The sequence below is a fragment of the Streptomyces sp. NPDC052107 genome (assembly GCF_040680215.1).
In the GTDB taxonomy this organism is placed as follows: Bacteria; Actinomycetota; Actinomycetes; order Streptomycetales; family Streptomycetaceae; genus Streptomyces.
The window spans coordinates 81,104-104,446 of record NZ_JBFAWG010000015.1 but is presented as its reverse complement, the minus strand read 5'-3'; the positions used below and the strand labels follow the sequence as shown (position 1 = coordinate 104,446).

At 71.3% G+C, this 23,343-nt stretch carries 26 protein-coding genes and 2 pseudogenes; 18 read left to right on the top strand and 10 right to left on the bottom strand.

Annotated features, from left to right (window positions below; genetic code table 11):
* The first annotated feature begins 73 nt into the window (after positions 1-73).
* Positions 74-1,030: a DMT family transporter gene (locus AB0M27_RS19145; protein WP_365723028.1), complete on the top strand. Its 957-nt coding sequence runs from the start codon at positions 74-76 to the stop codon at positions 1,028-1,030.
* Here the strand turns inward: AB0M27_RS19145 and AB0M27_RS19140 are convergent.
* Both AB0M27_RS19140 and AB0M27_RS19135 read right to left on the bottom strand, forming a co-directional pair.
* Positions 918-1,808, bottom strand: a complete 891-nt coding sequence (locus AB0M27_RS19140) for a LysR family transcriptional regulator (RefSeq protein ID WP_365723027.1) — start codon at positions 1,806-1,808, stop codon at positions 918-920. The two genes, AB0M27_RS19145 and AB0M27_RS19140, sit on opposite strands and share 113 nt — an antisense overlap.
* Before the next feature lie 26 nt (positions 1,809-1,834).
* Positions 1,835-2,095, bottom strand: a pseudogene (locus AB0M27_RS19135) (PLD nuclease N-terminal domain-containing protein); the annotation flags it as partial.
* Between the two features lie 114 nt (positions 2,096-2,209).
* Here AB0M27_RS19135 and AB0M27_RS19130 point away from each other — a divergent pair.
* Positions 2,210-2,698: a DUF3515 family protein gene (locus tag AB0M27_RS19130; protein WP_365723026.1), complete on the top strand. Its 489-nt coding sequence runs from the start codon at positions 2,210-2,212 to the stop codon at positions 2,696-2,698.
* A gap of 7 nt (positions 2,699-2,705) precedes the next feature.
* Here the strand turns inward: AB0M27_RS19130 and AB0M27_RS19125 are convergent, their stop codons facing one another.
* The gene (locus tag AB0M27_RS19125; RefSeq protein WP_365723025.1) at positions 2,706-3,260 is read right to left on the bottom strand and encodes a TlpA disulfide reductase family protein; all 555 of its coding nucleotides are present in this window, start codon (positions 3,258-3,260) and stop codon (positions 2,706-2,708) included.
* An 88-nt stretch (positions 3,261-3,348) separates the two neighbouring features.
* Here AB0M27_RS19125 and AB0M27_RS19120 point away from each other — a divergent pair, with 88 nt between their 5' ends.
* The 9 genes from AB0M27_RS19120 to AB0M27_RS19080 all read left to right on the top strand — a co-directional run bounded on the left by AB0M27_RS19120 (position 3,349) and on the right by AB0M27_RS19080 (position 10,508).
* Positions 3,349-4,806 carry a menaquinone biosynthesis decarboxylase gene (locus AB0M27_RS19120; RefSeq protein ID WP_365723024.1) on the top strand — a complete coding sequence of 486 codons (1,458 nt, stop codon included), beginning with the start codon at positions 3,349-3,351 and terminating at the stop codon, positions 4,804-4,806.
* On the top strand, positions 4,803-5,705 hold the full coding sequence (gene mqnP, locus AB0M27_RS19115; RefSeq protein ID WP_365723023.1) for a menaquinone biosynthesis prenyltransferase MqnP: 903 nt from the start codon (positions 4,803-4,805) through the stop codon (positions 5,703-5,705). The genes AB0M27_RS19120 and mqnP overlap by 4 nt, the downstream gene beginning before the upstream one ends.
* A gap of 52 nt (positions 5,706-5,757) precedes the next feature.
* Positions 5,758-6,405: a UbiX family flavin prenyltransferase gene (locus tag AB0M27_RS19110; protein ID WP_365723022.1), complete on the top strand. Its 648-nt coding sequence runs from the start codon at positions 5,758-5,760 to the stop codon at positions 6,403-6,405.
* Between the two features lie 99 nt (positions 6,406-6,504).
* A complete protein-coding gene (locus tag AB0M27_RS19105; protein WP_365723021.1) occupies positions 6,505-6,960 on the top strand; it encodes an Lrp/AsnC family transcriptional regulator in 456 nt (151 codons plus the stop codon).
* Between the two features lie 41 nt (positions 6,961-7,001).
* Complete coding sequence (mqnE, locus tag AB0M27_RS19100; RefSeq protein WP_356307734.1) at positions 7,002-8,165, top strand: aminofutalosine synthase MqnE; 1,164 nt, start codon at positions 7,002-7,004, stop codon at positions 8,163-8,165.
* 94 nt (positions 8,166-8,259) lie between these two features.
* The gene (locus tag AB0M27_RS19095; RefSeq protein ID WP_365723020.1) at positions 8,260-8,922 is read left to right on the top strand and encodes a UdgX family uracil-DNA binding protein; all 663 of its coding nucleotides are present in this window, start codon (positions 8,260-8,262) and stop codon (positions 8,920-8,922) included.
* 16 nt (positions 8,923-8,938) lie between these two features.
* On the top strand, positions 8,939-9,463 hold the full coding sequence (locus AB0M27_RS19090; RefSeq protein ID WP_365723019.1) for a GNAT family N-acetyltransferase: 525 nt from the start codon (positions 8,939-8,941) through the stop codon (positions 9,461-9,463).
* Between the two features lie 75 nt (positions 9,464-9,538).
* Positions 9,539-9,847, top strand: coding sequence for a DUF4229 domain-containing protein (locus AB0M27_RS19085; RefSeq protein ID WP_365723018.1), 309 nt, complete (start codon positions 9,539-9,541; stop codon positions 9,845-9,847).
* A gap of 10 nt (positions 9,848-9,857) precedes the next feature.
* On the top strand, positions 9,858-10,508 hold the full coding sequence (locus AB0M27_RS19080) for a TetR/AcrR family transcriptional regulator (protein WP_365723017.1): 651 nt from the start codon (positions 9,858-9,860) through the stop codon (positions 10,506-10,508).
* Between the two features lie 97 nt (positions 10,509-10,605).
* Here AB0M27_RS19080 and AB0M27_RS19075 read toward each other — a convergent pair whose 3' ends face one another.
* Both AB0M27_RS19075 and AB0M27_RS19070 read right to left on the bottom strand, forming a co-directional pair.
* On the bottom strand, positions 10,606-11,901 hold the full coding sequence (locus AB0M27_RS19075; RefSeq protein WP_365723016.1) for a DUF6716 putative glycosyltransferase: 1,296 nt from the start codon (positions 11,899-11,901) through the stop codon (positions 10,606-10,608).
* Between the two features lie 116 nt (positions 11,902-12,017).
* On the bottom strand, positions 12,018-12,860 hold the full coding sequence (locus tag AB0M27_RS19070; RefSeq protein ID WP_365723015.1) for a MaoC/PaaZ C-terminal domain-containing protein: 843 nt from the start codon (positions 12,858-12,860) through the stop codon (positions 12,018-12,020).
* 399 nt (positions 12,861-13,259) lie between these two features.
* Here AB0M27_RS19070 and AB0M27_RS19065 point away from each other — a divergent pair, with 399 nt between their 5' ends.
* A complete protein-coding gene (locus tag AB0M27_RS19065) occupies positions 13,260-15,158 on the top strand; it encodes a long-chain fatty acid--CoA ligase (protein WP_365723097.1) in 1,899 nt (632 codons plus the stop codon).
* Between the two features lie 39 nt (positions 15,159-15,197).
* Here AB0M27_RS19065 and AB0M27_RS19060 read toward each other — a convergent pair whose 3' ends face one another.
* On the bottom strand, positions 15,198-15,380 hold the full coding sequence (locus AB0M27_RS19060; RefSeq protein WP_365723014.1) for a hypothetical protein: 183 nt from the start codon (positions 15,378-15,380) through the stop codon (positions 15,198-15,200).
* Here AB0M27_RS19060 and AB0M27_RS19055 point away from each other — a divergent pair.
* Together AB0M27_RS19055 and AB0M27_RS19050 are read left to right on the top strand one after the other, a co-directional pair.
* Positions 15,307-15,713, top strand: a pseudogene (locus AB0M27_RS19055) (DUF5753 domain-containing protein); the annotation flags it as partial. The gene AB0M27_RS19060 and the pseudogene AB0M27_RS19055 overlap by 74 nt on opposite strands.
* On the top strand, positions 15,710-15,964 hold the full coding sequence (locus AB0M27_RS19050; protein WP_365723013.1) for a DUF397 domain-containing protein: 255 nt from the start codon (positions 15,710-15,712) through the stop codon (positions 15,962-15,964). The pseudogene AB0M27_RS19055 and the gene AB0M27_RS19050, both read left to right, overlap by 4 nt.
* Here AB0M27_RS19050 and AB0M27_RS19045 read toward each other — a convergent pair.
* Positions 15,923-16,573: a class I SAM-dependent methyltransferase gene (locus AB0M27_RS19045; RefSeq protein ID WP_365723012.1), complete on the bottom strand. Its 651-nt coding sequence runs from the start codon at positions 16,571-16,573 to the stop codon at positions 15,923-15,925. The two genes, AB0M27_RS19050 and AB0M27_RS19045, sit on opposite strands and share 42 nt — an antisense overlap.
* A gap of 85 nt (positions 16,574-16,658) precedes the next feature.
* Here AB0M27_RS19045 and AB0M27_RS19040 point away from each other — a divergent pair, with 85 nt between their 5' ends.
* Entirely contained in the window at positions 16,659-18,311 is a 1,653-nt protein-coding gene (locus AB0M27_RS19040) for a serine/threonine-protein kinase (protein WP_365723011.1), read from the top strand.
* Between the two features lie 10 nt (positions 18,312-18,321).
* Here the strand turns inward: AB0M27_RS19040 and AB0M27_RS19035 are convergent, their stop codons facing one another.
* Positions 18,322-18,636 (bottom strand): AzlD domain-containing protein, encoded by a 315-nt coding sequence (locus tag AB0M27_RS19035; protein ID WP_365723010.1) that lies wholly within the window; start codon positions 18,634-18,636, stop codon positions 18,322-18,324.
* The gene (locus tag AB0M27_RS19030) at positions 18,633-19,322 is read right to left on the bottom strand and encodes an AzlC family ABC transporter permease (protein WP_365723009.1); all 690 of its coding nucleotides are present in this window, start codon (positions 19,320-19,322) and stop codon (positions 18,633-18,635) included. The genes AB0M27_RS19035 and AB0M27_RS19030 overlap by 4 nt, the downstream gene beginning before the upstream one ends.
* A gap of 68 nt (positions 19,323-19,390) precedes the next feature.
* Here AB0M27_RS19030 and AB0M27_RS19025 point away from each other — a divergent pair, with 68 nt between their 5' ends.
* The gene (locus AB0M27_RS19025) at positions 19,391-19,978 is read left to right on the top strand and encodes an XRE family transcriptional regulator (protein ID WP_365723008.1); all 588 of its coding nucleotides are present in this window, start codon (positions 19,391-19,393) and stop codon (positions 19,976-19,978) included.
* A gap of 124 nt (positions 19,979-20,102) precedes the next feature.
* Here AB0M27_RS19025 and AB0M27_RS19020 read toward each other — a convergent pair whose 3' ends face one another.
* Positions 20,103-20,306, bottom strand: coding sequence for a cold-shock protein (locus AB0M27_RS19020; RefSeq protein WP_004984723.1), 204 nt, complete (start codon positions 20,304-20,306; stop codon positions 20,103-20,105).
* A gap of 298 nt (positions 20,307-20,604) precedes the next feature.
* Here AB0M27_RS19020 and AB0M27_RS19015 point away from each other — a divergent pair, with 298 nt between their 5' ends.
* Positions 20,605-21,453, top strand: coding sequence for a menaquinone biosynthesis protein (locus AB0M27_RS19015; protein ID WP_365723007.1), 849 nt, complete (start codon positions 20,605-20,607; stop codon positions 21,451-21,453).
* An 89-nt stretch (positions 21,454-21,542) separates the two neighbouring features.
* Entirely contained in the window at positions 21,543-23,342 is a 1,800-nt protein-coding gene (locus AB0M27_RS19010) for a serine/threonine-protein kinase (RefSeq protein ID WP_365723006.1), read from the top strand.
* Position 23,343: the final 1 nt, after the last annotated feature.

The window sequence follows — 23,343 nt, the reverse complement described above, 5'->3', positions numbered from 1 at the left end:
CCGATAACCCCATCGGCAGCGCCCCGCACTGGCGCGTGGACCGGCACCGGGGGCCGTTCGTAGCGTCATCGGCATGACCTCAGAGACCAGGGGCACGGCCCAGCTGACCACCGCCATGATGCTCTCCGGCACCCTCGGTGTCTTCGTCGTCGAGTCGGGCGCCTCGCCCTTCGACGTCGTCTTCTTCCGCGTCCTGTTCGGCGCCCTCGCCCTCGGCGGCTATGTCGCCGCCCGCGGCTGGCTGCGCGACCACGGCTTCACCCGCCGCACCCTCGGACTGGCCGTCCTGGGCGGGGTGTTCATCGTCTTCAACTGGGTGCTGCTGTTCTCGTCGTACGAGAACACGTCCATCTCCGTCGCCACGGTCGTCTACCACACCCAGCCCTTCTACGTGGTCCTCCTCGGTGCCCTGCTGTTCCGCGAGCGGATCACCGCCGCGAAGGTCGGCTGGATCGCCGTCGCCTTCGCCGGGCTGGTCCTCGTCTCGGGCGTCACCCCCGGCGACTTCGCGAGCGGAGGCACCTATCTGCTCGGCATCGGCCAGGCCCTCCTCGCCGCCCTGCTCTACGGCCTGTCCACCCTGGTCACCAAGCGGATCACCGGTGTCCGCCCGCACCTGATCGCCCTCGTCCAGGTCCTCGTCGGCATCCCGCTCCTGCTGCCCTTCGCGGACTTCGGCGCGATGAGCGGCACCGGCTGGCGGTGGGGCTGGCTCGTCGGGCTCGGCCTGATCCACACCGGGGTGATGTACGTCCTCATGTACGCCGCGTACGCCCGGCTGCCGACCGCGAAGATCGCCGTGCTGGCCTTCGTCTACCCGGCCGTGGCGATGCTGATGGACTGGCTGGTCTACGGCCACCACATCGGGCTCGTCCAGGCGCTCGGCGTGCCGCTGATCGTGATGGCGAGCCTGAAGGTCACCCTGGCCCGTCCTGCTCGGCGACCAGCCGCCGCGCCTGCTCCACGAACTGCCGGGCGTGCGCCGGAAGCCGCTTCCCGGCCCGCCACGCCAGCTGCGTGCGAAGCGTGAACGGCGGCTCCCAGTCCAGTCGTACGAGAGAGCCCTCCGCGAGTTCGGCGGCGACCGTCACCTCGGGCAGCAGCGCGATCCCGAGGCCGGCCGCCGCCGCGCGCTTGGTGGCCTCGATCGTGCCGAACTCCATGAACTCCACGTCGCCGAAGGACTTCAGCTCCCGCTCGAACAGGTCCCGGTAGGCGCAGCCGGGCTCGGTGGCCAGCAGGGGCTGCTCCGTCAGGGCGGCGGTCGGCACGGGGGAGGCGCCCAGTGCGTGCCCCGGTGCCGCGACCAGCGCCAGCGGCTCCACCGCGAGCACCACGCTCTCCAGCCCCGGGTGCTCGGTCTCCTCCTCCATCAGGAACCCGACGTCGTACGTGCCCTGACGCAGCGCCTGCCGGGTCTCGTCGCCGATGGTGGTGCGCAGCGCGAGACGTACCTTGGGGTGGCGGTGGTGGAAGTACTCCAGCAGGGGCGGCAGCCGGTAGGAGGTCAGGGACTCCATGGTCCCGACCGTGAGGGTGCCGGAGGGCTCCTCCGGTTCGACGACCGTCGCCCTGGCCTCCTCGGCCAGCTCGATGATCTGCCGGGCGTACGGCAGCAGCCGCTCACCGGCCTCGGTGAGCCGGATCCGGCTGCCGAGCCGGTCGAACAGCTCGACCCCGAGGGAGGATTCCAGGGCGCGGATCTGACCGGTCACGCTGGACTGCGCGTACGACAGTTCGGCCGCGGCCCGGGTGAAGCTCAGCACCGTGGCGACCTTCTCGAAGGTGACGAGCAGCCGGAGTTCCATCAGCCCTTCTTGGGGTCGTCCTTGTTCAGGGACTGGAGGAACTCGGGGTTGTCGTCGGGGGCGACCCACTGCCCGGGCGTGGCACCGCCCGCCGGGACCGGCTGCCGCACCTTGCCGGTGATCAGCCAGGCGACCGGGCCGACCAGCACCTCGCCGAAGAGCAGGATGATGATCACCCACACCACCTTCGGCAGATGCCGCACCTCTTCCTCGGGGGTGTTCAGGCAGTCCACGAAGGCGTAGATCCACAGCGCCAGCACCAGCAGGAACGGCAGATACCTGAGCATGGCGTGCAATCCCCCGACGAAGTGAGACGGGCCCGGTGACCGGGCCAGGGTATCGGGTGGCCATGATGGATGTTCCGTGATCGCCACCCGGGGACCGGGGGAGAGGTGGCCGAGATGAGGACGGGCTCGCACAGGAGATGGGCGGCGGCCGGGGTGGCCGCGGGAGGGCTGGCCCTGGCCGGGGTGCTGGTGGCGCGGGAGCTGGCCTCGCCGGTGTACGGCATGCGGCAGCCGCCGCTCGCCAAGGACCCGGCGTGCGCGCGGATCGCCGCGCACTACCCGGACCGCCTGGGCGGCGACCGGCGCGACCGGGTCGGTTATGAGGGCCTGGCGGCCTGGGGCCATGGCACGGTGCGGCTGCGCTGCGGCCTCCACCCGCCCGCACCCACCGAGGACTCGTGCATTTCCGTGAACGGCGTGGACTGGGTGCTGCGCCGGGTCGCCGCGCGCGACGGACGGAGCCTCCTCGTCACCTACGGCCGCAGGCCCGCCGTGGAGGTGACGCTCGCCGCCTCGGTCCGGCAGACCGACGCCGTACTCATGGAACTGAGCCGGCTGGTCGCACCGGTGCGGCAGAGCGACCGCTGCCTGGACGGTGACTGAGCCCGGCTCAGCTCTTCTCGCCGTGCAGCGGACGCGTGAGGGCGCGCACGTCGGCTTCCGTGAGCCTGCTCAGGGCCTGGGCGGCGATCCTCCCGTGCCGGTCGATGAACAGCGTGTACGGCAGCGCCCGCCCCAGGTACTTGCCGGGCAGCCGGTGCACGAGCTGCCGGCTGTCCGCGTCGTACAGGTTCGGATACGACAGCCGGTGGTCGCTCGCGAACGCCCGGCCGTGGGACCGGTCGGCGTCGGTGTCCACCCCCAGCACCTGGATCCCCTTGGCCGCCAAGTGCCGCTGCCCCTGCGACAGTTCCGGCGCCTCGGCGCGGCAGGGGCCGCACCAGGAGGCCCAGACGTTGAGGACGACGACCTTGCCGCGGTAGTCGGACAGCCGGACCCGGCCACCGTCGAGGGCGGCGCCGGAGAGGTCGGGCGCGGCCTGGCGGTCGGTGGCGGGGATGCGGGTCGGCAGGGAATCGACGGAGGTGTCCTTGTCCTGCTGCGGCGTACACGCGGCGAGCGCGAGCAGTGCGGCCAGGCCCGGTGACACGCGACGGCGTCTCATGATCGCCGAGTATCCCAGCCGCCCCGGACACCCGGCAGGGCAGGGGTGGGCGCGGGGACAAAGCGGTCCGTCGGCGATACTGGGCCTCATGGCTTACGACGATCTTCGCTCCCTGCTGCGGGCGCTGGAGCGCGAGGGCGACCTCAAGCGCATCAAGGCCGAGGTCGACCCGTATCTCGAAGTCGGGGAGATCGTCGACCGGGTACAGAAGTCCGGCGGCCCGGCCCTGCTCTTCGAGAACGTGAAGGGCTCGGCGATGCCCCTCGCCATGAACGTCTTCGGCACCGACCGCCGCCTGCTGAAGGCGCTGGGCCTGAAGTCGTACGGCGAGATCTCCGAGAAGATCGGCGGCCTGCTGCGGCCCGAGCTGCCGCACGGCTTCGTCGGCGTGCGCGAGGCCTTCGGCAAGCTCGGCGCGATGACGCACGTGCCGCCGAAGAAGGTGAAATCCGCGGGCGCCCCGGTGCAGGAGGTCGTCCTGCACGGCGACGAGGTGGACCTCGACCGGCTCCCGGCGCTGTTCACCTGGCCGAAGGACGGCGGCTCCTTCTTCAACCTGGGGCTCACCCACACCAAGGACCCGGAGACGGGCATCCGCAACCTCGGGCTCTACCGCCTGCAGCGCCACGACCGGCGCACCATCGGCATGCACTGGCAGATCCACAAGGACAGCCGGAACCACTACCAGGTGGCCGCCAGAAGGGGCGAACGGCTGCCCGTCGCCATCGCCTTCGGCTGCCCCCCGGCCGTCACCTACGCCTCCACCGCGCCCCTGCCCGGCGACATCGACGAGTACCTGTTCGCCGGGTTCATCGCGGGCAAGCGGATCGAGATGGTCGACTGCAAGACCGTCCCGCTCCAGGTCCCGGCGAACGCCGAGGTCGTCCTGGAGGGCTGGCTGGAGCCCGGCGAGATGCTGCCCGAGGGCCCCTTCGGCGACCACACCGGCTTCTACACCCCGCAGGAGCCGTTCCCGGCGCTGAAGATCGACTGCGTGACCATGCGGAAGCGCCCGCTGCTGCAGTCGATCGTCGTCGGGCGCCCCCCGACGGAGGACGGCCCGCTCGGCCGCGCCACGGAACGCTTCTTCCTGCCGTTGCTGAAGATCATCGTCCCGGACATCGTGGACTACCACCTGCCCGAGGCCGGCGGCTTCCACAACTGCGCGATCGTCTCGATCGACAAGAAGTACCCCAAGCACGCGCAGAAGGTGATGCACGCGATCTGGGGGGCGCACATGATGTCCCTGACCAAGCTGATCGTGGTCGTGGACTCCGACTGTGACGTGCACGATCTGCGCGAGGTCGCCTGGCGGGCCCTCGGCAACACCGACTACGCCCGTGACCTCACGGTCGTCGAAGGCCCCGTCGACCATCTCGACCACGCCTCCTACCAGCAGTTCTGGGGTGGCAAGGCGGGGATCGACGCGACGAAGAAGTGGCCCGAGGAGGGCTACACCCGCGACGGGGGCTGGCCGGACATGGTCCTGTCGGACCCGGCTACGGCGGCCCTGGTGGACCGCCGCTGGAAGGAGTACGGCCTGTGAGCAGCGCTTCCGCCGCGATCCCCCAGCCGGGACGCACGAAGGCCTTTCTGCGCCTGGTGATGATCGAGCACTCGATCTTCGCGCTGCCCTTCGCCTACATCGCCTCCCTCACGGCGATGTACGAGTGGGACCGGAACATCCACTGGGGCCGGCTGCTGCTGGTCACCGTCTGCATGGTGGGCCTGCGCACGTTCGCGATGGCGGTCAACCGGATCATCGACCGCGAGATCGACGCCCGCAACCCCCGCACGGCCCACCGCGAGCTCGTGACCGGCGCGATGTCGGTCCGGCACGCCTGGACCGGGGCCCTGATCGCCCTGGTGATCTTCCTGGGCGCGGCGGCCCTGCTCAACCCCCTGTGCCTGGCCCTGGCGCCGGTGGCGGTGATCCCCATGGTGATCTACCCCTACGGCAAACGGTTCACGAACTTCCCGCAGGCGATCCTGGGCCTCGCCCAGGCGATGGGGCCGGTGGGCGGCTGGCTGGCCATCTCCGGGACCTGGGACTGGGACGCGGCCATCCTCGGTCTCGCCGTCGGCATCTGGATCGGCGGCTTCGACCTGATCTACGCCTGCCAGGACGTGGAGACCGACCGCGAGATCGGTGTCATGTCGGTACCGGCCCGCTTCGGCATCCCGGTGGCGATCTGGGGCGCCCGCGCCTGCCACACGATCACGACGGCCCTGTTCGTCTGGTACGGCCTCGTCACCGGCGCGGGTGTTTTCTTCTGGTTCGGCCTGCTGATCGTCGCGGGCGCGTTCCTCTACGAGCACTCGATCGTCCGGCCGCACGACCTGTCCCGCCTGAACAGGGCCTTCTTCAGCGTCAACGGTTTCATCGGCATCGCCCTGTTCGGGTGCGCGCTGCTCGACCTGCTGGTGCGGGGGCTGACCGCCTGACGGTTCGGTCCGCCGGTACGCTCAAAGTGTGAACGCAGGAGAATCGCAGCGCGTGCCTTGGATCGTGGGGGTCTCCGGTGCGTCCGGGACGCCGTATGCGGCGGCTGTGCTGCGGGCGCTGCTCGGGGCGGGGGAGGCGGTCGACCTGGTGGTCAGCCGGGCCTCGCGGCTGACGCTGCTCGACGAGACGGGCATCTCGTTCCGGGACGCCCACTGGCAGGACGACCTGCGGGAATGGCTGGCCCGGGGCGCCGACGGCAAGCCCGGGACCTTCGACGTGGACATCAGCGGGGTGTCGTACTGGAGCGCGGGCGACCTCGCGGCCGGGCCGTCCTCGGGGTCGTACCCGGCCAAGGGGATGCTGATCGTGCCCGCCTCGACGGCCTGTGTCGCGGGCGTCGCGCTGGGCCTGTCCAAGGATCTGCTGCAGCGGGCGGCGAGCGTCACCCTCAAGGAGCGCCGCCCCCTGGTCGTGGCCGTACGCGAGACCCCGCTGAACGGCCAGACCCTGAGGCACCTCGTGGCGCTGGACGACGCCGGCGCGAGCGTCGTACCGGCCTCGCCCGCCTTCTACGCGGGTGCCACCCACATCCAGGACCTGGTGGACTTCGTCGCCGGGCGGGTGCTGGACGCGGCGGGCGTCGGGCACGGCCTGTACCGGCGCTGGAAGGGCGAACTGGGCGGCGGCACGGACCAGTAGCGCACAGGCAGTGCCGCTCATCACCGCAGGAACCTCTTCAGACTTCATCAGAAACCTCTTCAGACCTCTTCAGACTCTTCAGCGGAAGGCTTCGATCGCATGGACGCGGTGGACAGGCAGCTCATCCAGGCCCTGAGAGAGAACGGCCGGGCCTCGTACGCGGAGCTGGGGCGGCTCGTCGGCCTGTCGGGCCCGAGCGTCACCGACCGCATCAACCGTCTGGAGGCGGCCGGCGTCATCACCGGCTACCGCGCCACGGTGAACGCGGCCTCCCTCGGCCTCGGCGTCACCGCGCTGATCGGCATCTCCCTCTCCGACGCCGCCGACCACGAGGACGTCGCCCAGCGGCTGCGGGACCTGTCTGAGATCGAGGACTGCTGGTTCATCGCCGGCGACGACTCCTACATGCTCAAGGTGCGGGCGGCGGACGTGGACGGCCTGGAGAGGATCATCCGCCGGCTCAGCGGCACCAAGGGCGTCTCGCGCACCCGGACCACGATCGTGCTCTCCACCAAGTGGGAGAACCGGGTCGGGGAGCTGCCCGAAGAGGTCTAGGGATACGGTTGGTCGGGCTGTCGTAGAAAGGGCGTGTTGGCATGGACGTCGGGCTCAAGCGCGAGCTGGAGGAGAAGGTCCGCTCCGGTGAGCGGCTGACTCGCGAGGACGGCATCGCGCTGTACGAGTCGGACGACCTGGCGTGGCTCGGCGGGCTCGCCCACGAGGTGCGCACCCGCAAGAACGGTGACGTGGTCCACTTCAACGTCAACCGGCACCTCAACATGACCAACGTGTGCACGGCCTCCTGCGCCTACTGCTCCTTCCAGCGCAAGCCGGGCGAGAAGGACGCGTACACGATGCGCATCGAGGAGGCCGTGAAGCTCGCCAAGGCGATGGAGTCGGAGAACCTCACCGAGCTGCACATCGTCAACGGCCTGCACCCGAACCTGCCGTGGCGCTACTACCCGAGGTCGCTCAGGGAGCTGAAGGCAGCCCTGCCGAACGTGTCCCTGAAGGCCTTCACGGCCACGGAGATCCACCACTTCGAGACGATCAGTGGTCTGTCCGCCTCGGAGATCCTGGACGAGCTGATCGACGCGGGCCTGGAGTCCCTCACCGGCGGCGGCGCGGAGATCTTCGACTGGGAGGTCCGGCAGCACATCGTGGACCACCGCACCCACTGGGAGGACTGGTCGCGGATCCACCGCCTGGCGCACGAGAAGGGTCTGAAGACCCCGTGCACCATGCTGTACGGCCACATCGAGGAGCCGAGGCACCGCGTCGACCACGTCCTCCGGCTGCGCGAGCTTCAGGACGAGACGAACGGCTTCCAGGTCTTCATCCCGCTGCGCTACCAGCACGACTTCGTGGACATGAAGGACGGCAAGGTACGTAACACCCTCCAGGCCCGTACCCAGATGGCGACCGGCGCGGAGGCGCTGAAGACCTTCGCGGTCTCCCGCCTGCTGTTCGACAACGTCCCGCACGTGAAGGTCTTCTGGGTGATGCACGGCGTGCAGACCGCCCAGCTGGCCCTCCAGCACGGCGCGGACGACATGGACGGCTCGGTCGTGGAGTACAAGATCACCCACGACGCGGACAACTTCGGCACGCCCAACAAGCTGACCCGCGAGGACCTGCTGGAACTCATCCGCGACGCCGGCTTCCGCCCGGTGGAGCGGAACACGCGGTACGAGATCATCCGCGAGTACGACGGTCCGGACCCGGCGCGCCGGGAGTCCCCGCAGCCGATGCGGGTGTGACCCCAGGGGGCTCCGCCCCCTGGACCTGCGCCTGTGCCCACCGACCACCCGACTCGGTTGGTGACATGGGTACCGCGCGGGGTACTCGTGGCCCGTGACACCACGTGCAGCCGCCCCTGAGGAGCAGTACACCGCCGCACCCTTCGTCCCCGAGGGCGCCAGTCTCGCCGCCCTGCGCAAAGCCGCGGCCGACTGCCGTGGTTGCCCCCTGCACGAGAACGCGACGCAGACGGTGTTCGGCGCGGGCGACGCGCACGCCCGAGTGATGCTCGTCGGCGAACAACCCGGCGACCAGGAGGACCGCCAGGGCAAGCCGTTCGTCGGCCCGGCCGGGCGGATGCTCGACCGAGCCCTCGCGGAGGCCGGTATCGATCCGGGCGACGCGTACGTGACCAACGCCGTCAAGCACTTCAAGTTCACCCGGGCCGAACCCCGCAAGCGCCGTATCCACAAGGCCCCGAGCCTGAGGGAGATGACCGCCTGCGGCCCCTGGCTCGCGGCGGAGCTGGCGCTGGTCGAGCCCGAGCTGATCGTCGTGCTGGGCGCGACGGCCGGGAAGGCGCTGCTGGGGTCGTCGTTCCGGGTGGGCGAGGTGCGCGGCACCGTCCTGGAGCGGGAGATCCACGGGCGGCTCGAGCGGCTGGTGCCCACCGTGCACCCGTCCTCCGTGCTGCGGGCTCAGGACGACGAGGACAGGAAGGCCGCGTACCAAGGGCTGGTCGCCGATCTGAAAGTGGCTGCACGGGTCCTCGGGTAATAGCTACACTGCCCTCATGCCACTTACTTTCACGCTGGACCCCGCCATCACCCCGGCCCTGCGCGACGGCATCCTCGACCTGTGGACGGACGTCTCCGACGCGGGCGGCGCCGTGGGCTTCGTGCCGCCGGTGAGCCGGGAGGACATCCGGCCGGAGCTGGTGCGGCACTTCGTGGGCATGGCCGAGGGGCGGCACCGGCTGCTGGTCGGGTGCGACGAGACGGGCGAGCCGGCCGCGACCGCGTTCTTCGCCTTCGACACGCACCGGCTCCAGACGCACTGGGTGTGGCTGTACACGGTGATGGTCCACCCGGGGCATCAGGGCAAGGGGTACGGCCGCGACCTGCTGGCGGCCGCCGCGGACGCGGCCCGCACCTTCGACGGCATCGACGCGATCCGGCTGACCTGCCGGGGCGGCCTCGGCCTGGAGCGGTTCTACGGCTCCTGCGGCTACAAGGAGGTCGGCCGGGTGCCCGGTGCCATCCGGGTGGCGCCCGGCGACGACCGCGACGACGTCATCATGCTGCTCCCCCTCCACTGACCCCGCTGCAAGATCCCTCGCCGCCCGTGCTTCACTGGACGATGACCCCTTTTGGAATCGGACGAGTGGATTGAGATGCTCCGCTACACGCTGATGCGCCTCGGCATCTTCGCCGGCTGCCTCGTGGTCGTCTGGGGAGCCGTCTACTCCGGCATCTTCCCGCGCGGCTTCGGCGGCTCCAACGGCCTGTGGGTGCTGCTGCTCGCGCTGGTCCTGTCGGCGCCGATCAGCTGGGTGGTGCTGCGCAAGGAGCGGGACCGGGCCTCGGTGCAGATCGTGACCAGGGTCGACCGGATGAAGGCCAACCTGGACGCCAACCGCAGCCAGGAGGACGGCGCCGACGACACCGCGAGGGCGCAGGGCGGGGCAGCCGCGTCCAACTAGTCTTGCCCTCATGGGTGGGGCGAAGACCAAGCGGATGCCGCGTGCGGTGCGCGAGCGGCAGATGCTCGACGCCGCCGTACGCATCTTCGGGCAACGCGGCTACATGGCCGCCTCCATGGACGAGATAGCCGAGCTCGCCGGTGTCTCCAAGCCCTTGGTCTACCTGTACCTGAACTCCAAGGAAGACCTCTTCACCGCCTGCATCCGGCGTGAGGCCAGCGCCCTCACGGAGGCCGTCCGCGCCGGCGTCCACACGGACCTCCCCGCCGACCGCCGGCTCTGGGACGGCCTGCAGGCCTTCTTCGCCCACACCGCCGAACACCCCGACGCCTGGTCCGTGCTCCACCTGCAGGCCCGCACCCACGGCGAGCCCTTCGCGGCCGAGGCCGCCGCGATGCGCAGGGAGATCGTCGCGTTCGTGACCCGCCTGGTCGCGATCGCCGCAAGGGAGGCCCACCGCGACCCCGACCTTCCCGAACACGAGGTGGCGGGCCTGGCCGAGGCCCTGGTGGGCGCGGCGGAGTCGCTGGCCGCGTGGGCCAACAGCACGCCCGGCGTCACGGCCCGCCAGGCGGCGTCCACCTTGATGAACTTCGCCTGGTCGGGCCTGGGCAACCTGATGCAGGGCCGTGTGTGGACTGCGCCGGCTGAAGAAACCTGAGGGGCGCGGGGCTGTAGCGGTATGGGGCTCCGCCGCGTGGGCGCGACCAGCCACGACGAACCCGCACCCCGGCAACGGCGACACACCCCTGCGGCGATCAGCCCACCGCCCCCCACTTCCGCAGCGCTGGCGCAACCCGCTTCCGCCCCACCCCGTACAACGTCTTCGCCCCCCGCCCGGCGGCCCGGCGGATCACCGTACGCACACCCCCGTCCGCCACAGGCGTCTCCGGCAGCGGACGCCCGTCCAAGCCCAGCCCGTGCCGCCGCAGCAACCCTTCCAGATACAGCCCCGCCCGCTGCGGCGTGTAGTACGGCCGCAGCACCGGCAGCGAACCCGCGGAGCGAAGGCCGGCGATCCGCGCGCGAGCCCCGGCGTACGGGTCGGCCACCCCGATCCCCTGCGCCGCAGCCCACTCCGGCCGAACCCGCGGTAGCGACCCCGCGTCCAGGTCGTCCCACGAGGCGAGGCAGCCGGACTCGACGAAGTAGTGGTTGCCGTGCGCCTCGCGGACGCCGAGGTCGGTGAGGATCGCGGTCGGGATGCCCCGGTGCATGGACTCCAGCGCTGCGGTGGAGCTGACGGTGACCAGCAGGTCGGTGCGGTCCAGGATCTCGCCCATGTGGCCGTAGACCAGCCGGAGGTTGGCCGGGGCGGGCTCGGCCAGTTCCTCCACGAGGTGCTGGTAGGGGTCGGCCTCGGTGTGGGTGGTCTGTTCGCCGGGCAGGCTGCGCAGCTTGATCAGCACCTCGCGCTCGGGATGTCGCCGGGCGTGCGCGGCGGCGCGCTCCAGCAGGTGCGTACGGGCCGCCCGCCCCTTCGGCACGGACGGCTGGACGGCGAAGGTCAGCGTGAACGGCCGGTCGGCGGAGGGCGCGTAGGGCGTGCCGTCCAGGAAGGGGAGGGCACACTCGACCACCGAGTCCGGGTCGACGCCGACCCCGGCGAAGGCGGTGCGGAAACGCCCGGTGTCGTAGCGGGAGTTGGCGAGGACGACATCGGTGCCGGCCCGGGTGAGGAGGCCGTCGACCAGTTTCTCGTAGACCACGCCGACGTATCCGGAGACGACGACCGGCCGGTGGGCCCGGTCCTCCCAGGCGCGGCCCAGGCTGTGGATGAGGGCGAGGACCGCGCCGCCGGTGACGGCGAGGACGAGGAGGTCGGCGTCCGCGACCTGCGGGTCGTCGACGAGTTCGGCGGCGGTCAGCTCGCGCCGGGAGTCGGGTGTGATGCCGACCTCGGCGAGCTGGCGTTCGGTGGGGGTGGTGCGGGAGCGCAGGAAGACGGCGTCCAGGACGTGCTCGGGGGCGAGCTGCCGGGCCACGGCGGCGCCCCACTTCCAGCGGGTGTCGGAGTCCGCGAGGACGGTGATGCGGCTGAGTCTGGGAGACATGCGGCGAAAGTAAGAACGGGGTATGAGGGAGAGCTGGGAGGAAGCTGGGAAATTCCCGCAGGTTCCCGTGGGTTCGCTCTCAACTCCCCGTGACTCACAGCTTGTTCGCCGGAAGTTCAGCTCCAGGAGGGCCGGTGTTCTCCGGACGGCGGGCGCACCTCTCCCGACAGGTGAAGCCGGTCTCCCGCACCGCGCAGCTCGAAGCGGCCGGTGCCGTCCGCGCCGTAGGTCACGGTCCCGGGCAGCAGCACCGGCGCCCGGAACCGGGCCCGGACCTCGGCCGCGTCGGGTGTGCCATGGGCGGCCAGGCAGCGGGCCACCGTCCACATGCCGTGCGCGATGGCCCGCGGGAAACCGAAGAGGCGGGCGGTGAGCGGGTACAGGTGGATGGGGTTGCGGTCGCCGGAGGCGGCCCCGTACCGCCGGCCCACGTCCCCGGCGAGCCGCCACGAGGCGACGACGGGCAGCGGGACCGGCTGCTCTTCCCGGGGTTCTGCGACCCCGTCGGTGCGATGCCGCGCGAGGTACGTGCTCCGCGACTCCCATACCACCTCCCCGTAGGCCCGCATCCCGGTGACCATCGTGGCTTCGGTGCCGCGCCGGTGCGGGGCCAGTCCCTCGACGTGCACGGCGAGTTCGTACTCCCCGCTAGCCGGAAGGGAGGTGTGCCGGGTGATCTCGATCGAGGTGTGGACGAGCCCCAGCAGCGGCAGCGGGAAGGCCCCGTCGCTCATCAGCCGCATGGCCTGCGGGAAGCCGAGGACGTGCGGGTAGGTGACCGGAAGGGCGCTGTCACCGGTGGGGAAGCCGCAGACGCGCTCGTAGGCCGCCAGCCGGGCCAGGTCCACCCGCAGGCCGGGCAACACCAGCCGGTGCCTCGGGAACTCCGCCTCCAGGGAAGGCCGTTTGAAGGGGGAGCGCAACACGCCGCCCGTGAGATGCAGCAACTCGCCCACCACGCCCAGCCCCCATCTTCTTACCCTGAAGTAAGGTTACCGTCGGTAAGTCTACGTCACGCGTTCCCACCCAAGGGGCGCGAGGCTGTATCGACCGGCGGCTCCGCCGCGTGGGCGCGAGCGACCGACCCCACACCCGCACCTGGCAACGGAGGAACCCCAACGGCGAGAACCCCGCCGGACATGAGCACCCGTCACATACCCCTTGAGGCTGCACACCCCCGGCCCCGGACCCTCCCCGAACCCGCACAACCCCCTCACGGCGGACCCGTACGATCACCTCCCTAACCTGCGGTAACCCCTTTCCGCCAAGGCACCGCAGGTACGCGCACGCCAGAGGAGCCGCCCGTGTCCACCCCCTTCCCGAACACCCCCGTCTCCTCCGGCACCCCCGTCTCCGCCATCGACTACGACGGCCGCCCGGTCCTAGTGGAGCCCTGGGTCCAGCGCCTGGACGGCGCCGTACGGGAAGTGTCCGTACCGCCGTTCGTGCCCCCGGTGAAACACGGCTCGCTGGCGGACCTGCCGTTCGACAACGCCGAGTCGGGCCCCGCCCGGACGGTGCTCAGCCACAGGCTCCCCGACGGCCGCTGGACGGACATGACGGCCGCGCACTTCGCCGAGGAAGTCCTTGCCGTGGCCAAGGGACTGATCGCCGAGGGGCTGGTGCCGGGCGACCGTATCGCCGTGATGGCGCGTACGACGTACGAGTGGACGCTGCTCGACTTCGCCGCCTGGGCCGCCGGTCTGGTCACCGTGCCGATCTACCCGACCTCCTCCGTCTTCCAGACCCGGTGGATCCTGCACGACTCCGGCGCGGTCGCCCTGATCACCGAGACCGCCGCCCAGGCCGCCGCCCTCGGCCCCGAACTCCAGCACCTGCCCGACCTGCGCCATCTCTGGGTGATCGACAAGGCGCACGTGACCCGGCTCGCCGAGGCCGGTGTGCAGGTGCCGGACGGCGAAGTGGCCGTACGGCGCGGCATGCTGGGCCCCGACACCCTGGCCACCCTCATCTACACCTCCGGCACCACCGGCCGCCCCAAGGGCTGTGCCCTCTCGCACGGCAACTTCTTCGCCGAGGTCGACAACGCCATCGAACTGCTCTACCCGGTCTTCAAGGACAAGGGCGAGGAGCCGTCGGTCCTGCTCTTCCTGCCGATGTCCCATGTCTTCGGGCGCATGGTGGCCATCGCCTGCGTCCGGGCCCGGGTCCGTCTCGGCCACGCGCCGAGCCTGGCCGCCGAGGACCTGCTGCCGGACCTCGCCGCCTTCAAGCCAACCTGCCTGCTGACCATCCCGTACATGCTGGAGAAGGTGTACAACTCGGCCCGCGCGAAGGCCGAGTCGGGCGGCCGGGTCGCCGCCTTCGACCGGGCCGCGGCGGTCGCCGTCCGCTACGGCGAGGCGCTGGAGTCCCGGCAGACCGGCACCGGCGGTGGCCCGAGCCGCTCCCTGAAGACGGCCCGCGCCTTCCACGACCCGCTGGTCTACCGCAAGCTCCGGGCCGCCATGGGCGGTCGCGTCCGGTACGCCATCTGCGGCGGCTCCCCGCTCGGCCGGCGTCTGGCCGCCTTCTACGCGGGCGCCGGCATCGAGATCTTCGAGGGCTACGGCCTGACGGAGACCACCGGTGCCACCACCGTCACACCACCGCTCAAGCCCCGCCTGGGCACGGTCGGCTGGCCGCTGCCCGGCACCCGGGTCCGCATCGCCGCCGACGGCGAGATCCTCGTCTCCGGCGACCACGTCCTGCGCGGCTACTGGGACCCGCAGGCCGGCGGAGTCGTCCCCGCGACCCGGGACGGCTGGCTCGCGACCGGGGACATCGGCGAACTGGACGACGAGGGCTACCTCACCATCACCGGCCGCAAGAAGGAACTGCTGATCACGGCGGGCGGCAAGTCGGTGGCCCCGGCCCCGCTGGAGAACTGGCTGCGCCAGCACCCGTTGATCTCCCAGGTGATGCTGGTCGGTGACGCCCGCCCGTACGTGGCCGCACTGATCACCCTCGACCCCGACGGCGTCTCCCACTGGCGCCAGATGATCGGCAAGCACCCGGTTCCGCCGGAACTGCTCGCCGGAGACCCGGAGTTGGACGCCGTCCTGCAGCGCGCGATCGACGAGGCCAACAAGCTGGTCTCCCGCCCCGAGTCCATCCGCCGCTTCGTCGTACTGCCCGTGGACTTCACCGAGGAGGCCGGGCACCTGACCCCGTCGATGAAACTCCGCCGCGAGCAGATCATGACCGACTTCGCACCCGAGGTGGAGGGCCTCTACGGCCGGCCCACCGGCCCCTGAGGGCGCCAAGACCAAGGCCATGAACCGGCGAACCGGCGGTCAGCGCAGGCCCTCGTGGGTGCGGGCCGTCCAGAGGGTGAGGGCGGCCAGGAGGGCGCAGGCGCCGCGCTGACCGGGTGCTCCTCGGGGCCGGGCTGACGAACTCAACAAGCGGGTGGCAGACAGGCTCTCGCGCCAGCAGATCTTCGAACAGTGGCCGCCGCCGGAGTTCAGCTTCGTCATGGAACAGGCCGTGCTGGAGCGGCCGATCGGCGGACCGAAGGTGCACAGGGAGCAGCTCCGCCAGCTGCTGCGGATCGGGCGCATGCGGAATGTGCAGGTACAGGTGATGCCGACGGGACGGGAGGAACACCCCTCACTTGGCGGCTCCTTCACCTTGCTGATCCCGAAGGGGCAGGAGCAGTTGCGTACATGGAGACCCAGGGGTACCCGAAGTTGATCATCGACCGTGAAGAGGTCCGCGTTCCCGTCGCTCGCTATGGGATCATCCGGGCCCAGGCTCTCAACCCGCACGAGTCCCTGGACCTGACCGAGAAGATGCTGGAAGGGCGATGACCATAGAACAGTTGACCTGGTTCAAGTCGGGCCACAGCGACGGCGAGGGCGGGCAGTGCCTCGAACTTGCCTGTTCCTGGCGCAAGTCCAGCCACAGCGGTGGCGAAGGCGGCGAATGCCTCGAAGTGGCCACCCACCCCACCGCCATCCACATCCGCGACTCGAAGCAGCCCGCCGCCGCCCACCTCACCGTCACCCCCGCCGCCTGGTCAGCCTTTCTTCTGGGCGAGCAGGAACGCCTGCGGAGCTGACTCCGCCAGCGCGGCGTCCTGTTCGCGAACGGTGCTGGCGCGGAGGGCGAAACCGCCGTCGGTCAGCAGCCCCGCCATGAACTCGGGGCGGCGTCGCTCGAAGTCCAGCGTCACCGGGTACCCCCACGGCTGAACCAAGCGGAGCGCCTCGTCGCCGGCCTGGAAGGCGAGCAGGAGGTGGCCGCCGGGAGCGAGCGCACGGTGGAACTCGGCGAACAGCGCGGGCAGTTCGTCCACAGGTGTGTGGATGCTGGAGTACCAGGAGACGACCCCGGCGAGGGAACCGTCGGCACAAGGCGACTCCAGCATCGACCCCTGCTCGAACCGAAGAGCGGGATACTCGCGGCGGGCGATGGTGAGCATCGACTCGGAGAGGTCGAGCCCGAAGACGGTCAGGCCCAGGCTCGCGAGGTGGGCCGTAACGACGCCGGGACCGCAGCCGAGGTCGGCGACGGACCCGGCCGGGCCGACGAGTTCGGCGAACGCGCCCAGCAGCGCCCGCTCCAGCGGCCTGTCGGCGAGCGGGTTGCGGAAGTGGTCGGCGTAGTCCTCGGCGATGGTGTCGTAGAAGGTGCGGGTGGCGGTCAGGAGGTCCTGGGTGTCGGTCATGGGGAGGACCGTAACGACCCGCACTGACAGGCCCCTTTAGGCTGCTGCCGTTCGGTCAAGTGATCGGAACGGGGGGAGAGGGCCGATGGACCAGGCGACAGACGCTTTCCAGCCACTGCAGGTGGACGATCCGCCGGTGGTGGCCGGGTACCGGCTCGCCGCGCGGCTGGGCGCGGGGGGTATGGGCCGGGTCTACCTGTCGCACACGCCCGGCGGCCGACCGATGGCGATCAAGGTCGTGCGGCCGGAGCTGGCCGATGATCCGGACTTCCGGCGGCGGTTCGCGCGGGAGGTCAAGGCGGCCCGGCGGGTCCGGGGGGCGTACACCGCCGAGCTGATCGACGCCGACGCGGACGGCGTGCCTCCCTGGCTGGCCACGCTGTACGTGCCGGGGCCGTCGCTGGCGGAGGCCGTCGCCCGGCGCGGACCGCTGCCGGTGCCGGCGGTGCTGTGGCTGATGGCGGGGGTGGCGGAGGCGCTGCAGGCCATCCACGCCGAGGGCATCGTGCACCGGGATCTGAAGCCGTCGAACGTGCTGCTGGCCGCCGACGGGCCGCGGGTGATCGACTTCGGTATCGCGCTGGCCGCCGACGGGACGTCGTACACGGCGACGGGAAACACGATCGGCACGCCCGCGTTCATGGCCCCGGAGCAGGCGTCCGGGGACGAGGTCACGGCGGCGACCGATGTCTTCGCGCTCGGCCAGACGGCGGCGTTCGCGGCGCTGGGCAGGCCGCTCTACGGCGACGGTGCGGGCGTCAACATGCTCTACCGCATCGTGCACTCCGAACCCGACCTGTCCCTGCTGCCCGAGCCGCTGCGTCCGCTGTTCGCCCGCTGCCTGGCCGCCGATCCGGCCGAGCGGGCCACTGCGGCGGAGATCGTGGAGTGGTGCCGGAAGCGGCTGGGGGCGGACGCCGACGCGGGCTCGGGACCGGCCGTGTGGCGGGAGATCACCGGGCCGCAGGTCGTGGTCCCGGCCCCGGTGCCCGATCCCACCCCGGTCTCCCCGCGGCCGCTGATCGGGTATCCGCAGTCGCCGGCCGGGTGGCCGCAGCCGACCACCGCGCAGCCGAAGGCCCGCAGGCGGCGCGCCGCACTGATCGCGGCCGCCGGTGTGGCGGGAGGCGCCCTGCTGGTGACGGCCCTGGCGTGGTCGGTCATGGACGCGAGGGACAGGGCCGGTGACCGGGACACGGCGGGCTCCGGGACGTCCGCCACGGCACCGGCCGCACGGTCGTCGTCGTCCGCGCCGGGCTCCTCCTCAAACGCGCCGGACTCGTCGGCGCCGGGGACCGGTGACGGTGGCCTCGGCGCATCCGGGGATGCGGCGTCCTCGTCGGCCTCGCCCCGGGACCCGCGGCCGGAGGGGTTCCCCCTGGTCTGGCTGGACGCGAAGAACTCGCTGAACCTCAAGCGCTCCGATCCGCAGCTGAAGAACCGCAAGGGGGACGTCCGCTTCGGCTGCGAGTCGGCGGGCTGCGAACTGAAGAGCGACAGCACCGTGTTCGTCCTGATGGCCGGCGGGCACGGCACCACCCTCGACGAGTGCCGACTCTTCCTCCATCACGCCAAGAGCCACAACCTGCCGCTCGCCGCGGCGGCGAACGGCACCGAGATCTGCATGAAGGACGCCGAGGGGAACATCGGGCTGTACGTGATCCAGACGAAGTCCACCGCGGTGCCGGACATCGCCTTCCTCCAGGGAGACCTGACGATCTGGCGGAAGGCGGCCTAGTCCACCCCGGCTAGCCCACCCCGGCGAGCCGCAGCAGCGCGGTCGTCGCCGCCGCGCCGAGCACCACCACCGGGAACGGCGCCCGGCGCCAGGCGAGGACACCACCGGCCAGGACTCCGGCGGGGCGGGCCCAGCCCGCGAAGCCGCCGGACTCCGTCAGCGCACCGGTGGCCAGCAGGGCGACGAGCAGCACCACCGCCCCGGCCGAGGCCAGCTCCTGCGCCCGGGCCGGTATCTCGACCCGCCCGTGCAGCACCGGCCCCACCAGCCGGAAGGCGTAGGTGCCCAGAGCCAGCGCGAGGATCACGACGACGGCGGCGTTCATACGGCGGCCTCCACGGGCTGCCGGCGGTGCAGGAAGAGCCCCGCCAGTGCGAGCAGCACCGGCACTCCGGCGGGTACGGCGGGCGTCAGCGCGAGGGCGATGACCGCGCCGAGCAGGGCAGACCGCCGTACTGCCGCGTCCGTCCGCAGCTGGGGCAGCACCAGCGCCACCAGTACGGCGGGAAACGCGGCGTCGAGCCCGTACCGGGCCGTGTCCCCCAGCGCGCCCCCGGCGAGCCCGCCCGCCAGCACCCCGATGTTCCACACGGCGAACAGGCCGAGCCCGGAGATCCAGAACGCCCTCCGCTGCCGTACCGGGTCGGACTGGGCGAGGGCGAAGGCGACCGTCTCGTCGGTGACCAGGTGCGCGCCGAGGAGACGGCTCGCCCGGCCGGTGCCGATGATGTCCGCCACCGCGAGGCTGAACGCGGCCGTGCGCGTGTTGAGCAGCAGCCCTGTCGCCGCGGCGGCGATCGGCCCGCCCCCGGCGAGCAGCACCCCCACCGCGCTGAACTGGGCCGAACCGGCGTACACCACCAGGGACATCAGCACCGGCACCCATACCGGCAGCCCGCCGGCGACCGAGACGGCGCCGAACGAGACGCCGACGATGCCGCTGGCGAGCCAGACGAGCGAGCTGTCACGTATCAGGGACATGTCATCGGATGTTCGCTGTACCGAACGCATGTTTTCTACACTGGAACGAAGAGCGGCTGTCCGTCAAGCCGAACGATCGTACCGATGGAGCGAACAGCATGTCCGACAGCATGTCCGAGCCGCCTCCCCGGACCTCCGCCCGGCTCCCGCTGGAGTGGATCGCCGCGTCGCTCAAGCGCGAGCGGGCCCGCACCGGCCTGTCCCTGTCCGAGCTGGCCAAACGCGCCGGAATCGCGAAGTCCACGCTCTCCCAGCTGGAGGCGGCGAGCGGGAATCCGAACGTGGAGACGCTCTGGGCGCTTGCCGTCGCGCTGGGGGTGCCGTTCAGCGCGCTGGTCGAGCCGCCCGCGCCGCAGGTCCAGGTGATCCGCGCCAGCGAGGGCCCGGAGGTCGCCTCGGAGCAGGCGAACTACGTGGCCACCCTGCTGTCCGCGAGCCCTCCCGGGGCCCGACGGGACATCTACCGCCTGCGCGCCGAACCGGGGGCGGCCCGCATGTCGGACCCGCACATCCCCGGCACGGTCGAACATCTGATCGTCGGCTCGGGTCGGATGAAGGCGGGACCTGCCGGGCAGGAGGCCGAACTGGCGCCCGGCGATTACATGACCTATCGGGGGGACGTGGCGCACTCGTACGAGGCACTGGAACCGGGTACGACCTTCGTCCTCGTCATGCAGCACACGTAGGGAATTCGCACAGAATTCATCAACGGCGCGGGCGCGAAAGGACGGGAGCAAGGCAGGAGCCCCGTCGCCGGAACGGCGCGGGGCTCCTTGGGTACTGCACTCAGGTTCTGCGATCAGGCAGTGATCAGACGGGGGTGACGTTCTCCGCCTGCGGGCCCTTCGGACCCTGCGTCACGTCGAAGCTCACCTGCTGGTTCTCCTCGAGGGAGCGGAAGCCGGTGGCGTTGATCGCGGAGTAGTGAACGAAGACGTCGGGGCCGCCGCCCTCCTGGGCGATGAAGCCAAAGCCCTTTTCGGCGTTGAACCACTTAACGGTTCCGGTAGCCATAAGCCCTCCTTGGGCTCACAAAGGGTTGCCCTGCTCCAGAACCTGCACGTGCGAAACGGTGCTGCGCAACTGCATAACTCTGAAAACGACGAGAGCCCGCGGTCACATGCTCCGCAGGCTCTGTACTGCAAGGGAAACCAAACTGCAACTTGCGGCGAGCCTAGCACGCGGGCAGCCGAAAGCAATAGAGGTCAAGATCACTTCACCCGGAAGTTTGAACATCCGTTGGGCCATTTGACGGCGTGGCGAGGGTGGGGGCGGTCCCGGCGCCGTACAGCACGGGGTCTAGTCTCGCGATGTGGACAATTCTCGCACCCGGCCGCGCGTCGGCCACATCCAGTTCCTGAACTGCCTGCCCCTCTACTGGGGGCTCGCGAGAACCGGCACCCTACTCGACTTCGAGCTCACCAAGGACACCCCGGAGAAGCTCAGCGAGCAGATCGTGCGCGGCGACCTCGACATCGGCCCCATCACGCTGGTCGAGTTCCTGCGCAACGCCGACGACCTGGTCGCCTTCCCGGACATCGCCGTCGGCTGCGACGGCCCGGTGATGTCCTGCGTGATCGTCTCGCAGGTCCCGCTCGACCGCCTGCACGGCGCCCGCGTCGCCCTCGGCTCGACCTCCCGCACCTCGGTCCGCCTCGCCCAGCTCCTGCTCGCCGAGCGCTACGGCGTCCAGCCCGACTACTACACCTGCCCGCCCGACCTCAGCCTGATGATGCAGGAGGCGGAGGCGGCGGTCCTCATCGGCGACGCGGCGCTGCGCGCGAACCTGCTCGACGGCCCGCGCTACGGCCTCGAAGTCCACGACCTCGGCGCGCTCTGGAAGGAGTGGACCGGCCTGCCGTTCGTCTTCGCCGTCTGGGCGGCCCGCCGCGACTACGTGGAACGCGAGCCCCTCATCACCCGCCAGGTCCACGAGGCGTTCCTCGCCTCCCGCAACCTCTCCCTGGAGGAGGTCGCCAAGGTCGCCGAACAGGCGGCCCGCTGGGAGTCCTTCGACGAGGCGACCCTGGCCCAGTACTTCACCACCCTCGACTTCCGCTTCGGCACCCCCCAACTGGAGGCCGTCGCCGAGTTCGCCCGCCGCGTCGGCCCGACGACCGGTTTCCCGGCGGACGTGAAGGTGGACCTGCTGCAGCGGTGAGGACGCGTCACTAGGCTGAACCCAGTAGCCGTTGAGGCAGCGGCCTCGGGTCTGCGACCTTGGGTCCGAGGCGTTGGGGGGAGCGCGTCATGCAGCCGCTGGACAGGGACGAGCCGGCCACCGTCGGGCCATACCGGCTGCTCGGCCGGCTCGGCTCCGGTGGCATGGGCCGGGTCTACCTCGGCCGCAGCGCGGGCGGCCGTACCGTCGCCGTGAAGATCGTGCACCCGCACTTCGCGCTGGACGAGGAGTTCCGCGCCCGCTTCCGGCGCGAGGTGGCGGCCGCCCGCCGGGTCGGCGGCGCCTGGACCGCACCCGTCCTGGACGCGGACCCTGACGCCCCGGTGCCCTGGGTCGCCACCGCCTACGCGGCCGGCCCGTCCCTCGCCGCGGCCGTCACGGACACCGGCCCGCTGCCCGCGCACACCGTACGGGCCCTGGGCGCGGGCCTCGCCGAGGCACTGACGGCCGTACACGAACTGGGCCTGCTGCACCGGGATGTGAAGCCCTCCAACGTCCTGCTGACCCTCGACGGCCCCTTGCTGATCGACTTCGGCATCGCGCGGGCCATGGACGGTACGGCGTCCCTGACGTCCACCGGTGTGTCGATCGGCTCCCCGGGCTACATGGCACCCGAGCAGATCCTCGGCAAGGGCGTCACGGGCGCCGCCGACGTCTTCTCCCTCGGCGCGGTCCTCGTCCACGCGGCCACCGGCGAACCGCCCTTCCGCGGCGACTCCTCGGCCGCACTGCTCTACAAGGTCGTCCACGAGGAGCCCGAACTCGGCTCGCTCGCCGGTGAGCTGGGGGAGGTGGCGGCAGCCTGCCTGGCCAAGGACCCGGCCTCCCGGCCCACCCCCGCCGAGGTGAGCCACCGCCTCGCCCCCGAGGGCGCGGCCCGCCTGATCACCGGCGGCTGGCTGCCGGGCCCGCTGGTGGAACAGGTCAGCCGCAGCGCCGTACGCCTCCTGAACCTCGACACGGGGGAGACGGCACCCTCGGGCCCGGCGCCCTTCGACAGCCCTGCGGTGACGGGCTCCTCGATCCCGGCGCCGGCTTCGGGTGCGGCACCGGCCTCTGCCTCCGTCCCTGCTCCTGCCCCTGCCCCTGCGGAGCTCAACTCGTTCAGCGGAGCCGGGGCTTTCGGGCCCGCGCCGGTGATGAATTCGGGGGGACCGGCTGCAGCGACCGGCGTTGACGGGGTTTCCTCGGCAGCGCCGACCGGTGTGGACGGGGCGGTCGCCGGGGCGCCGACCGTCGTGCCCGCGCCGCGTGACGCGGTGCCGCCCGGCCGGTTCTCCGTCAGCGTGGCGGCGGCCTCTGCGCCGGTCGAGGGCGGCCGTGGGCGCCGGCTGAGCTGCACGGTGGTGCTGGCCGTCGCCGGTGCGCTGGCCGCGGCGACCCTGGGTGTCGGCGTGCTGCTCCAGCCCTGGGCCCGACAGGACGGGAGCGACAAGGGAGTGGGCACCGGCCCCTCCCCCTCCTGGGCGCCGACCGCGGCCTCCACCGGCGCCACCGGCACGGGCTCCGGGCCCGGTGCGATCCCGGCCCGCTACCTCGGCACCTGGGAAGGACAGGCCACCGGCCTCGGCGGCAACCTGCCCGAGGGCACCTTCCGGCTCACCGTCCATCAGGCCGCCGTGGGAAAGGAGTTGGGACAGCTCCGGCAGACCGACCAGATCGGCCAGGTCTGCACCGACATCCTCACCCTGAAGAAGGTGACGAAGACTCAGGTCCTCGCGACCTCGACCGGCGCCAAGGACAACCCCGGCCACTGCGTACCCACCCCGCACCAGGTCGAGTTGACCCCGGTCGGCGACGACCTGAGGTTCACGTCGGACAGTTCCGCCGAGGGCAACCCGGTGGCGCGGCTGTCGAAGGTCGGATGAG